We start from the raw sequence: 12226 nt of genomic DNA on the forward strand, positions 1-12226 counted from the left end.
AAAGTGTGATATTTGTTGATTTATCAAGCTTTCTCAGCAGTTTGAACGCGTTTTTATCACGGATTCAGGTCTTTTGTTTTTCCTGAATTAACGATCGATTTGCGGAATATATTCACATCATAACACCCCCGCCGTATACGAAATAACGGCGGGGGTGCCATTAATAAATCGGCGTATTGTCTTTTGACACGTTTTCCAAGATTTCTTTCACACGCGCGAGGAAGCGGCCGCAGATTAAGCCGTCCAAAACGCGGTGGTCAAGGGATAGACATAAGTTGACCATATCGCGGATGGCAATCATGCCGTCTTTGACAACCGGGCGTTTGACGATCGATTCGACTTGCAAAATCGCCGCTTGCGGATAGTTGATAATGCCCATCGATTGCACGGAGCCGAAGGAACCGGTGTTGTTCACCGTAAACGTGCCGCCTTGCATATCTTCCGGGCGAAGTTTGCCGGCGCGCGCCTTTGCGGCCAGCTCGGCGATTTCGCGTGCGATGCCTTTGATCGATTTTTCGTCGGCGTGCTTAATGACTGGAACAAATAACGCATCATCTGTCGCCACTGCGATCGAGATGTTGATGTCTTTTTTCTGGACAATTTTGTCGCCTGCCCACATCGAGTTGATCTGTGGGAATTCTTTCAATGCTTGCGCGACCGCTTTGACGAAAAAGGCAAAATATGTTAAATTGAAGCCTTCGCGTTTTTTGAATTCGTCTTTGATCGAGTCGCGATATGCCACTAAGTTCGTCACATCGACTTCGACCATCGTCCATGCGTGCGGCGCTTCGTGTTTGCTGCGAAGCATATTCGTGGCGATCGCTTTGCGCACAGGGGTGACTGGAATTTCGATGTCGCCTGCATGAACAGGAACGCTTGTCGCCGCCTGTTTTGGAACAGCTGCGGGTTCTGCTTTCGGCGCTTCTTGCACTGGTGTTGGCTGCGGTGCAGGCTGGGATGAAGCGGCCGGCTGCCCACCGGCTTTCGGAATATTTCCGGATTCGATGAGCTTTAACAAATCTTTGCGCGTAATCCGTCCTCCCAGTCCCGTTCCTTGCACTTGCTCTAAATCAATATTATGTTCTTGAGCGAGGCGAAGAACAGCTGGCGAATAGCGGCCTTTATTGGCCCGATCCGCTTTTTTTGGCGCTTGAGCAGCTGCTCCTTTTGTCTCTTCTGCTTTCGGTGCTTCCTCTTGTTTCGCTTCCGCTGCTGTTCCTTCGCCTTCCACTTCGATCGTACAAATCACGGCGCCAACCGGCAGCGTTTCTCCTTCATTCGCGATAATTTCTTTGATCACGCCCGTAAATGACGAAGGAATTTCCGCATTCACTTTATCTGTCATGACTTCGGCGATCGGATCGTATTTGTTTACTTTGTCGCCGACAGATACAAGCCATTTGCTGATCGTTCCTTCGGTGACGCTTTCCCCGAGCTGGGGCATGGTAAGTTGTTCAATTGCCACGTGGGATAACCTCCTATCTCCGTTCAAATCTGCATTTTGAATCGCAAAAATCCGTCTGCTTAAAACGCCGCTAGCTCGCGCATTGCCTTTTCGACCTTGTCCGGGTTCACCATAAAGAATTTTTCCATCGTCGGTGCGTATGGCATCGCCGGGACGTCCGGGCCGGCAAGGCGCATAATTGGCGCGTCTAAATCAAACAAGCAATGTTCAGCGATAATGGCGGCCACTTCGCTCATGACGCTTCCTTCTTTGTTATCTTCCGTAATCAGCAGCACTTTTCCTGTTTTGCTTGCCGCTTCGATAATCGCTTCTTTATCTAGCGGATATACCGTACGCAAATCAAGGATGTGCGCGGAAATGCCATCTTGCGCTACCCGTTCTGCCGCTTGCAGCGCAAAATGAACACATAATCCATACGTAATAACGGTAATATCGTCGCCCTCGCGTTTAACGTCTGCTTTGCCGATTGGCAATACATAATCTCCTTCCGGCACTTCTCCTTTAATCAGACGATACGCGCGCTTATGTTCAAAGAAAAGCACCGGGTCTTCATCGCGAATCGCCGCTTTTAATAACCCTTTTACATCATATGGTGTCGATGGCATGACAATTTTTAAACCTGGCTGGTTTGCAAAAATCGCTTCCACTGATTGCGAATGGTATAAGGCGCCGTGAACGCCGCCGCCGTATGGAGCACGGATGACGATCGGACAGTTCCAGTCATTATTGGAGCGGTAGCGAATCCGCGCCGCTTCCGAAATAATTTGGTTGACCGCAGGCATGATGAAATCAGCAAATTGAATTTCAGCAATTGGGCGCAATCCGTACATCGCCGCACCGATTCCGACCCCAACGATCGCAGATTCAGATAACGGAGTATCAATGACACGTTCTTCGCCGAACTGTTCATACAATCCTTGTGTCGCTTTAAACACCCCGCCCTTTTTTCCAACATCTTCTCCTAATACGAAGACGCGCGGGTCGCGTTCCATTTCCTCGCGAATCGCCATCGTCACAGCATCAATATAGGAAATCACTGGCATCGTCCATTCCCCCTTACTTCTCTGCATATACGTACTTTAAGGCATGTTCTGGTTCCGCGTATGGCGCCTTTTCCGCATAATCGGTCGCTTCGTCCACCTGTTTCATGACGCGGTCATGAATTTCTTTTTCTAGTTCGTCTGTTAACACACCGGCTTCTTTTAAATATTTCGCAAACGAAATAATCGGGTCTTTGGCACGCGCTTCTTCTAATTCTTCTTCGGACCGGTATGCGCGTTGATCGTCGTCGGAAGAATGCGAGGTTAAACGATAGGAAACCGTTTCAATCAATGTCGGTCCTTCACCGCGGCGGGCACGATCAGCTGCCTCTTTCACGACTTTGTACACTTCAAGCGGATCGTTTCCGTCTACCGTATAGCCCGGCATACCGTAACCGATGGCGCGGTCCGATACTTTTTCGCACGCCAATTGTTTTGAAATTGGCACAGAAATCGCGTATTTGTTATTTTCGCACATGAAAATAACAGGCAATTTATGCACGCCGGCAAAGTTCGCTCCTTCATGGAAATCGCCTTGGTTTGATGAACCTTCCCCAAACGTGACAAACGCGATAAAATCTTTCTTCTCCATTTTTGCCGCCAGCGCAATGCCAACCGCATGCGGCACTTGCGTCGTTACTGGAGATGAGCCGGTTACGATGCGATTTTTCTTTTTCCCGAAGTGGCCTGGCATTTGCCGGCCGCCGGAGTTTGGATCTTCCGCTTTCGCAAACGCGGAAAGCATTAATTCCGTCGGCGTCATCCCGAATGTTAAAACAACGCCCATATCACGGTAGTAAGGCAAAACATAATCTTTCGTACGATCAAGGGCAAACGCCGCGCCGACTTGCGCCGCTTCCTGCCCTTGGCAGGAGATAACGAACGGAATTTTTCCAGCGCGGTTTAATAACCACATACGCTCGTCGATTTTACGAGCCAACAACATCGTTTCATACATTTGCAATACCGTTTCATCGCTTAAGCCTAGCGCTTGGTGACGATTTTCAGCCATCGAAACAACCTCCCTTTATTCGCTTAAAAATGAATCGCTTTTCCATCCACGGCAAGCGCCGCTTCTGCCATCGCTTCTGATAACGTTGGATGCGGATGAATCGTATGCGCGACTTCCCACGGCGTCGCATCCAGCACGCGAGCGAGTCCCGCTTCGGAAATCATATCGGTAACGTGAGGTCCTACCATATGAACGCCAAGCAAGTCGTTCGTTTTTTGATCGGCTACGATTTTCACGAATCCTTCCGCTTCGCCAAACACGAGCGCTTTGCCGATCGCTTTAAACGGGAATTTGCCGACTTTGACATCATATCCTTTTGCTTTCGCTTCTTCTTCCGTTAAGCCGACGCTTGCGACTTCCGGACGGCTGTAGACGCATTTCGAAATCATGGTATAGTCGATCGGCGATGGATTTTGGCCGGCAATATGCTCGACAGCAACGATGCCTTCATGGGATGCTACATGTGCTAGCTGCAAGCCGCCGATGACATCGCCAATCGCATAAATATGCGATTCTTTCGTTTGGTAAAACTCGTTCGTTTGAATAAATCCCTTTTCGACGACAATATCGGTATTTTCAATGCCGATTCCTTCAATGTTTGCCTGGCGGCCGACGGAAACGAGCATTTTTTCGGCGGTAAACGTTTTTTGCTCGCCGTTATATTCCGCTTTAATCGTCACACCATTTCCTTTTTCCAACGTTTCCGGCAAGACTTTTGCCCCTGCGACAATCGTAATGCCGCGGCGCTTAAGAAGCTTTTCTACTTCCTTGGATACGTCGCGGTCTTCGGTTGGCAAAATTCGCTCCGCGTATTCCAATACCGTCACTTCCACCCCAAAATCATTCAGCATCGATGCCCATTCAATGCCAATGACACCGCCGCCGACGATAATAATGGAAGAAGGAAGTGTTTCCATTTGCAGCGCTTCATCGGATGTCATGACCAATTTGCCGTCAATGTCAAGGCCTGGCAGCGTCCGCGGACGCGAACCTGTGGCGATGATAACATTTTTCGGCACGAGCATCTCGTTTTCCGAACCGTCATTCATTTCCACGGAAATCGTCCCCGGCATCGGCGAGAAAATGGATGGGCCTAAAATGCGCCCAGTTCCGGCATAAACGTCAATTTTTCCTTTTTTCATTAAGTGCTGAACGCCTTTATGGAGCTGTTCGATAATGGCTGCTTTGCGCGCCTGCACTTTGGCGAAGTCAAGGCGTACATCGCTTGCCATGACTCCGAACGTTTCGCTGTTTTTCGTTTGTGCGTATACTTCCGCGCTTCGCAGCAGCGCCTTGCTTGGAATGCAGCCGGCATGCAGACACGTTCCGCCCAGCTTGCCTTTTTCGACAACGGCTGTTTTTAGCCCTAGCTGGGAAGCGCGAATCGCTGCCACATATCCTCCGGTGCCGCCGCCAAGGATGACAAGATCATATTCTTTTGCCATATCGTTTTCTCCTTTCTATCGCAAAACGGTTGTGTGTGCCACATTCCCGCTCGGATATACTTTGTCTTTTTCTTCGCCGCGCAACACGCGCAACGCCCCTTCCGCAAGCGCTTGCAACTCGTTTTCACCCGGGTGGACAAACACATCGGCAATCCAGTTCACACGATCAATAATTTCTTTCACAAATTGTTTTCCGTATGCAAGTCCTCCTGTTAAAATAATCGCGTCGACTTTTCCCGCCAATACGGCGCTTGCTGCACCAATTTCTTTCGCCACTTGATAGGCCATTGCGCTATAGATAAGCTTTGCTTTTTCATCTCCCGCTTCGATCATTTTTTCGACTTTCACGGCATCATTCGTGCCAAGGTAACCGACTAACCCGCCTTTTCCAACGAGCATGCTCATTACCTCATCACGATAATACTCTCCCGAGAAACATAGCGAAACGAGATCTCCCGCAGGCACCGTACCGGCTCGCTCTGGGCTGAACGGTCCTTCCCCGTCCAAACCGTTATTCACATCCACCACTCGACCTTTTTTATGAGCGCCGACGGTAATCCCGCCGCCCATATGAGCGACAATCAGGTTCAGTTCTTCATATGGTTTGCCAAGCTGCTTGGCGACACGGCGTGCTACCGCCTTTTGGTTTAGCGCATGAAAAATGCTTCTTCGTTCAATCAGCGCAAATCCCGAAATGCGGGCAATTGGTTCCAGTTCATCGACAACAACAGGGTCAACAATAAACGCAGGGATATTTAGCGCCGAAGCAATTTCATGCGCCAAAATGCCGCCAAGATTGGAAGCGTGCTGCCCAGAATAGCCTTTTTTCAAATCTTCCAGCATTTGCTCATTGACGCGGTACGTTCCGCCTTCAATCGGGCGCAAAAGTCCGCCGCGGCCGCAAACAGCGCTTAATTTGGAAAGATTGATGCCTTCTTCATCAAGCGCGTCTAAAATCGTTTGTTTACGAAACTCATATTGATCAATAATCGATGGATAGCGCTGCAGCGTTTCCGCGTCATGGCGAATCGTTTTTTCAAAAATGGAGCGTTCATCTTCAAACACACCAATTTTTGTCGAGGTCGATCCAGGATTAATGGTTAAAATGCGAAACTTCTGCTCTTGCAACGTTTGTAACCTCCATTTCTGACCATGGAAGCGGGAATCATTCTCCCGCTTCCATGTGTTGTAATTAACGACCGCGACGTCGACTTAAAATGTGATGGCCGTTTTGTAAAAATTGGCTGCGGGACTTGCGCATCGTTTCAATCCGTTCCTCCGCAAGGCGGTCTGCCGCTTTATATGTTGGAATACCATCACGTTTGGCAATCGCAAATACTTTTTCGATATTGTCGTAAATTTGTTCGATTTTTTTCATTGCACGCTCGCGATTGTAGCCGTACAACTCATCGGCAACGTTAATGACGCCGCCGGCATTGATGACATAATCTGGCGCGTACACGATGCCCATTTCATGAATGATATCGCCATGTCTTGCCTCTTTTAGCTGGTTGTTCGCCGAACCGGCAATGACTTTCGCTTTTAATTGCGGAATCGTTTGGTCGTTAATAATCCCGCCAAGCGCACATGGAGCAAAAATGTCGCAATCGACGCCGTAAATATCGTTCGGATCTACCGCTTTGGCGCCAAATTCTTCAACGGCGCGCTGCACCGCTTCTTTGTTAATGTCAGTAACAATAAGTTGCGCCCCTTCTTCATGAAGATGACGGCATAAATGATAGGCGACATTGCCGACCCCTTGCACAGCAACGACTTTTCCCTCTAATGAATCGCTGCCAAATGCTTCTTTTGCCGCCGCTTTCATACCGCGATAAACACCATAGGCGGTTGCGGGAGATGGATTTCCGGAAGAACCAAATTCAGGGGAAATTCCTGTGACATAATCTGTTTCTTGATAAATAATATCCATGTCTTCCACCGTCGTACCAACATCTTCCGCTGTAATATAGCGGCCGTTTAATCCTTGAATAAAGCGGCCGAACGCGCGGAACATCGCTTCATTTTTATCTTTGCGCGGGTCACCGATAATGACGGTTTTTCCGCCGCCAAGGTTGAGCCCTGCCGCAGCGTTTTTATACGTCATGCCGCGGGCTAAGCGGAGCGCATCTTCAATCGCTTCTTCTTCCGAGTTATACATCCACATGCGCGTGCCGCCTAATGCCGGCCCGAGCGTTGTATCGTGAATAGCGATGATCGCTTTCAATCCCGATTCTTTATCTTGGCAAAACAGCAATTGTTCATAATCGTATTTTTCCATGTATTTAAACAGTTCCATGATAACTTCCTCCCTAATGGTTTATTTGGACGCGGAACAAACCGCGAGCGCTAACGAATATAATTTGCTTTCCGCCGAATCGGCGCGTGATGTAAGGACAATCGGTGCCTTCGCCCCAGCGATGACGGCCCCGACTTTGGCATTGGCAAAATAAACAAGTGACTTATATAGCATGTTTCCCGCTTCAATGTCAGGAACAAGCAAAATATCTGCCCTTCCCGCCACTTCGCTGTCAATGCGCTTATGCTCCGCCGCTATAGCCGAAACAGCATTGTCGAGGGCAAGCGGTCCATCAATGATGCAATCTTTTATTTGTCCGCGTTTTTGCATCGTGGTCAGCGCTGCCGCATCAACGGTAGCCGGCATCGCTGGGTTGACTACTTCCACCGCGGCAAGCGGCGCCACTTTCGGCACGTCAATGCCAATTGACCGGGCTACGGCAACGGCATTCGCCACAATCTGCGCTTTTTGTTCTAAATCAGGTGAAATATTCATCGCGGCATCCGTCACAATGATGAAACGGTCATAGCCGGGTACTTCAAATACCGCGACATGGGAAAGCACCTTTCCCGTGCGCAAACCATACTCTTTGTTTAACACCGCTTTTAAAAGCGTAGCGGTCGGGATGTTCCCTTTCATCAAGACATTTGCCTCATTGAAGTGAACGGCTTTTACCGCCAGCTCAGCGGCTTGCACAGTGGAATTGGCATGGACGATTTCAATATGTCTGGAATTCTCATAGCCTTTTCGCCTCAACAGTTGCACAATTTGTTCACGGTCTCCATACAACACAAACTTTCCGAAATGACGATCGATCGCCATCGTTACGGCATCAATTACTTCTTCATCTTCCGCTGCCGCGACGGCTACCGTCATATCGGTATATTTGGTTGCATGATCGATCAACGATTGCAGCTTCATCTTATGCACCAACCTCTTTATGAAATTTGTGGAGGCACCTTTATTAGTATGCAAAAAACGTGCCAACCCCAAAAACTTGAAAGCGCTTTATTTTTTCGCTGATTATAAGCAATAATTTGCATGGTGTGCAAATTATTGCATGCTATTTTTGTCAATATTATATTTCTCCAACTTGTAATATAAATTGCGAATCGAAATGCCCAGCGCCCGCGCTGTCGCCGTTTTATTGTTGTTGTATTTTCGCAGCGCCTGCTTGATGATGCTTGCTTCATATTGCTCCACCATCTCCTCAAGCGGACGGATTTCCGTCTCCTTCTCATTTTTATGGGGAGAAGAATCGGCTCGCGAAATATCAAGGGGCGGAATATGATGAACATCGATCATCACTTCATTAAACTTCATAAAAATCATCGCCCGGCCTAATACATTTTCCAATTCGCGAACATTTCCCGGCCAATCGTAAGCAAGCAGGAGGTCAAGCGCGGCCGAAGTGACTCCTTCGACATTGCGTCCGTAGTCTTGATTAAGTTTTTGAATTAAATGCTGGCATAGTGCAGGTATATCTTCTTTTCTCGCCCGCAATGGAGGAATATAAATTGGCATGCGATTTAACCGGTAGTATAAGTCTTCACGAAACGTTCCTTCTGCGATTGCTTTTTCCAAGTTGACATTCGTGGCGGCAATGACACGGACGTTAATCGGGATTGGCTTCGTGCCTCCGACGCGGACGATTTCCCCTTCTTGCAAAACGCGAAGCAGTTTCGCCTGCGTATTCGCAGAAAGCTCACCGATTTCGTCCAGGAAAATGCTTCCGTTGTTCGCTTCTTCAAACAAGCCGCGTTTGCCGCCGCGCTTTGCCCCAGAAAATGCCCCTTCTTCATAACCAAACAGCTCGCTCTCTAATAGTGTTTCAGGAATGGCCGCACAATTGACACGGATAAATTTGTTATATTTTCTATCACTTGCATTATGAATCGCGTGAGCAAATAATTCCTTTCCTGTGCCGGATTCGCCACGCAGCAATATCGTCACCGGCGTTTTTGCGGCTACTTTCGCTTGTTCAATTGCTACCTTTATTCCCTCTGACGTACCGATAATATCGGCAAACGAATATTTCGCTTCGAGGGTACGGATAATTTGCCTTGCCCGATTAAGCTCCGCTGTCAGCCGCTGGATCTCGGATACGTCATGAATCACCCCGACGCTGCCTTTCAGCACTCCATCGACAATAATCGGCGCTACATTCACGACCACGTCGCGGTTTTTCGGCCCGACTTTCATGCGCACCCCGCGGACGGGCCGTCGCGTTTTGAGCACTTGCATATGCATGCTTTCCCCTTCGGCGATATCGGCGGTCGCCGGCTTGCCGATTACTTCTTCTTCCGTCAGGCCGGTAATGCGCGTATAAGCGGGATTAATTAAAATGCCGTTTCCATGCTCATCAACAACGGAAATAGCTTCCTCTGAAGAATGAATAATCGCCTCCAACATCATGCGCATTTCTTTCAAGTCGGTAATTTCCTCCGCTAGCTTTACTAATTCCGTAATATCTTTAAAAACAGCTAATGCACCGAACAGTTTACCCGTTTCATCAATCATTGGAATTCTCGTTGTAATGATTTTTTTGCCATTTTCTAATTTTAATTCTTGATGAAATTCTGTTTGTTTTGTTTTTAACACTCGCGGCAGTCCGCTCGTTGGAATGACTTCTAAAATGTGTTTTCCGATGACTTCCTCTTTATCCACTTCAATCATTTCCGCGGCGCTGTTATTGATATCCGTAATATAAGCAAACTCGTCAACGACAATCATTCCGTCATGCGCAGAATTAAAAATCAAACCGCGCCTTGTTGTTTCGCTTTTCAGTTTCGCAATCAACATTTCTTTTTCTTCGACAAGTTCGGCCATTATATGAGCAACTGTCCCTGGCACGACAATCGTATTCGGCGAACAATGTTTGCGGATCTCATCCAACACTTCCTGTTTTCCTGTCGCTTCAATAATAAGGTCAATTTCTTCACTCGTAAAAGCACGCCAGTCGGTTCCAGTAGCAATATTCATTTCTTTCGCAAGTTTTATACCGCAAGCTTTCTCATTGATATCAACTACTGCGACAATTTGAAACATTGTTGTTTTTTCCAGCAGCTTTAATAGTGCTGTGCCTCCATTTCCAGCTCCAATAATCAATACCTTTTTCATTTTTATTCACCGCTCTTTTCAATGTGCAAGTTTTTGCAGGTATTTTTATCATAATTATTTTTTCTTTGCTTGACAAATAAAACGGAACCGTTATGATGAGGGATGAAACAACTTTTTCTCTGTGAAAGGATCATGATCATAATGGTACGGATCATCGCTCTGCTCATTTTAGTCATTCCTGGGTTGTTAGCCGCACTAGGCATTAAATGGATGCGTGATACACTATTTGGTATTTTGCATTCTCCATTTCCGTCCCTTTCACTGCAATTTTTGGGCGGCTTTCTTTTGTTTGCAGCCGGCTTGTCTTTTATCGGGGGGTTTATTTTACATCGTGACCGAAAACGAAATAAAGTCCAACCACGATTTCAAAAAAAGAAAAAAACGCCTTAAACGGTTCTCGCGCTTAGGGCGTTTTTTTATTTTCCCGAATATTCTTCGCATTGCGCGGATAATCAGTAAAAATGGCATCTACTCCGTATTGGAACATTTTTTCCATTAGTGGCTCTTGATTAATCGTAAATGGACGGATGGCAATTTGATAATGACGAGCTTGGCGAACAAACGGCTCCGTCACCGTTCGATGATAAGGGTGCAACCCATCCGCTCTCATCACTCGAACATATTTCCACGGATCGTATAAAGACTCCATATATAATAAAGCCGTTTCTATATTTGGCGCAAGACTGCGACAAAGAGCCATACTATTATGATTAAAAGACGATAAAATAATGCGATCTTCTAGGCCATAATGCCGGATCATATCGATGACTTTTTGCTCTAATGTTTCATACGCAATCAAACTGTTTTTTAACTCAATATTCAACAATAGTGTCGTCGAGCAAATCCATGCCAGCACTTCCTCTAATAGAGGGATGCGGCAAACATCATATTGATCGGCAAATTTATATACAGCGTTAAATTGCTGCAATTCCCGATACGTAAAATCTTTTACCCAGCCAGTTCCATCTGTCGTTCGGTCGATCGTTTCATCATGAATGACAACGATTTGCCCATCTTTGGTCAGTTGTACATCCAATTCAATTCCATCTGCTCCGACTCTCTCTGCTTCATAAAAAGCGATCATCGTATTTTCCGGATGTGTGCCGGCGGAACCGCGGTGCGCGAAAATTTTTGTCATACGTTTGTTTACCCCTTTCTGTCGAACCAATGCAAAAGCGATCATAAAAATATATGCGAGAAAACAAAAAAGTTTGCTATACTGTTTGATAAGCAAGTGAGGTGATAGGATGAGACCGCTGCAAATTTCCTTGGAAACAGCGCAAAAATTAGCGAAAGCGTTAGGAATGCCCATCGAGCAGATTATGCATATGCCTCAACATATTTTAATCCAAAAGTTGCTCGAATTAGAAAAAAAGCAAAGTGAACAACAATAAGAACAAAATTTCCAGAAAAAAAGGTAGTCATCGCAAGACTACCTTTTTTTATTAAGAAGCTTTATGTTCCAATCTTAACTTATCCGCCACCATCGCGATGAATTCGCTGTTTGTCGGTTTGGCTTTGGACATACTGACCGTGTAGCCGAACAAGGAAGAAATCGATTCAATGTTGCCGCGGCTCCAAGCAACTTCAATCGCATGGCGGATCGCCCGCTCTACACGGCTGGCGGTTGTGTTGTATTTTTTCGCAATGTCTGGATAAAGCACTTTCGTAATGGAACCGAGCAATTCGATATCGTTATATACCATCGCGATCGCTTCACGTAAATATAAATATCCTTTAATATGCGCCGGAACGCCAATTTCATGAATAATGCTCGTAATGCTTGCATCCAAGTTTTTCGGCTTGTTATCCCGTGCTTGGTAGGAAGACGATGCTTTTTTCACCATT

The 12226-nt window shown here is 46.9% G+C and carries 12 protein-coding genes; 2 read left to right on the forward strand and 10 right to left on the reverse strand.

What is annotated here, in order from left to right; translation table 11 throughout:
* Positions 1-160 precede the first annotated feature (160 nt).
* From DCC82_RS12595 to DCC82_RS12630, 8 genes are all read right to left on the reverse strand, one after another.
* Positions 161-1465 carry a dihydrolipoamide acetyltransferase family protein gene (locus DCC82_RS12595; protein ID WP_097354718.1) on the reverse strand — a complete coding sequence of 435 codons (1305 nt, stop codon included), beginning with the start codon at positions 1463-1465 and terminating at the stop codon, positions 161-163.
* Between the two features lie 59 nt (positions 1466-1524).
* The gene (locus tag DCC82_RS12600) at positions 1525-2508 is read right to left on the reverse strand and encodes an alpha-ketoacid dehydrogenase subunit beta (RefSeq protein ID WP_015864425.1); all 984 of its coding nucleotides are present in this window, start codon (positions 2506-2508) and stop codon (positions 1525-1527) included.
* A 13-nt stretch (positions 2509-2521) separates the two neighbouring features.
* Positions 2522-3517, reverse strand: coding sequence for a thiamine pyrophosphate-dependent dehydrogenase E1 component subunit alpha (locus DCC82_RS12605; protein WP_015864426.1), 996 nt, complete (start codon positions 3515-3517; stop codon positions 2522-2524).
* Positions 3518-3540: 23 nt separating this feature from the next.
* Positions 3541-4962, reverse strand: a complete 1422-nt coding sequence (lpdA, locus tag DCC82_RS12610) for a dihydrolipoyl dehydrogenase (RefSeq protein ID WP_097354719.1) — start codon at positions 4960-4962, stop codon at positions 3541-3543.
* 15 nt (positions 4963-4977) lie between these two features.
* Positions 4978-6090, reverse strand: a complete 1113-nt coding sequence (buk, locus tag DCC82_RS12615) for a butyrate kinase (RefSeq protein WP_015864428.1) — start codon at positions 6088-6090, stop codon at positions 4978-4980.
* A gap of 64 nt (positions 6091-6154) precedes the next feature.
* The gene (locus DCC82_RS12620; RefSeq protein WP_062752860.1) at positions 6155-7258 is read right to left on the reverse strand and encodes a leucine dehydrogenase; all 1104 of its coding nucleotides are present in this window, start codon (positions 7256-7258) and stop codon (positions 6155-6157) included.
* Positions 7259-7279: 21 nt separating this feature from the next.
* On the reverse strand, positions 7280-8179 hold the full coding sequence (yqiS, locus tag DCC82_RS12625) for a phosphate butyryltransferase (RefSeq protein WP_097354720.1): 900 nt from the start codon (positions 8177-8179) through the stop codon (positions 7280-7282).
* A 132-nt stretch (positions 8180-8311) separates the two neighbouring features.
* Positions 8312-10378, reverse strand: coding sequence for a sigma-54 interaction domain-containing protein (locus DCC82_RS12630; RefSeq protein WP_062752863.1), 2067 nt, complete (start codon positions 10376-10378; stop codon positions 8312-8314).
* A gap of 141 nt (positions 10379-10519) precedes the next feature.
* Here DCC82_RS12630 and DCC82_RS12635 point away from each other — a divergent pair, with 141 nt between their 5' ends.
* Positions 10520-10768 (forward strand): DUF2627 domain-containing protein, encoded by a 249-nt coding sequence (locus DCC82_RS12635; protein ID WP_015864432.1) that lies wholly within the window; start codon positions 10520-10522, stop codon positions 10766-10768.
* A 13-nt stretch (positions 10769-10781) separates the two neighbouring features.
* Here the strand turns inward: DCC82_RS12635 and DCC82_RS12640 are convergent, their stop codons facing one another.
* Positions 10782-11516 carry a glycerophosphodiester phosphodiesterase gene (locus DCC82_RS12640; RefSeq protein ID WP_062678703.1) on the reverse strand — a complete coding sequence of 245 codons (735 nt, stop codon included), beginning with the start codon at positions 11514-11516 and terminating at the stop codon, positions 10782-10784.
* A gap of 109 nt (positions 11517-11625) precedes the next feature.
* On the opposite strand from DCC82_RS12640, the gene DCC82_RS12645 reads away from it, so the two are divergent.
* Positions 11626-11772, forward strand: coding sequence for a YycC family protein (locus tag DCC82_RS12645; protein WP_015864434.1), 147 nt, complete (start codon positions 11626-11628; stop codon positions 11770-11772).
* Between the two features lie 51 nt (positions 11773-11823).
* On the opposite strand, the gene spo0A is transcribed toward DCC82_RS12645, so the two are convergent.
* On the reverse strand, positions 11824-12226 hold a 403-nt coding region (spo0A, locus tag DCC82_RS18260), incomplete at its 5' end, for a sporulation transcription factor Spo0A (protein WP_483299659.1).

The organism is Geobacillus sp. LYN3, assembly GCF_003064505.1.
GTDB lineage: Bacteria > Bacillota > Bacilli > Bacillales > Anoxybacillaceae > Parageobacillus_B > Parageobacillus_B toebii.

Bases quoted from the DNA above. Each gene is read 5' to 3' on its own strand.
- DCC82_RS12645 (WP_015864434.1), top strand. From the start codon at position 11,626: ATGAGACCGCTGCAAATTTCCTTGGAAACAGCGCAAAAATTAGCGAAA.
- DCC82_RS12640 (WP_062678703.1), bottom strand. From the start codon at position 11,516: ATGACAAAAATTTTCGCGCACCGCGGTTCCGCCGGCACACATCCGGAA.
- yqiS (WP_097354720.1), bottom strand. From the start codon at position 8,179: ATGAAGCTGCAATCGTTGATCGATCATGCAACCAAATATACCGATATG.
- DCC82_RS12635 (WP_015864432.1), top strand. From the start codon at position 10,520: ATGGTACGGATCATCGCTCTGCTCATTTTAGTCATTCCTGGGTTGTTA.
- DCC82_RS12605 (WP_015864426.1), bottom strand. From the start codon at position 3,517: ATGGCTGAAAATCGTCACCAAGCGCTAGGCTTAAGCGATGAAACGGTA.
- DCC82_RS12620 (WP_062752860.1), bottom strand. From the start codon at position 7,258: ATGGAACTGTTTAAATACATGGAAAAATACGATTATGAACAATTGCTG.
- DCC82_RS12630 (WP_062752863.1), bottom strand. From the start codon at position 10,378: ATGAAAAAGGTATTGATTATTGGAGCTGGAAATGGAGGCACAGCACTA.
- DCC82_RS12600 (WP_015864425.1), bottom strand. From the start codon at position 2,508: ATGCCAGTGATTTCCTATATTGATGCTGTGACGATGGCGATTCGCGAG.
- lpdA (WP_097354719.1), bottom strand. From the start codon at position 4,962: ATGGCAAAAGAATATGATCTTGTCATCCTTGGCGGCGGCACCGGAGGA.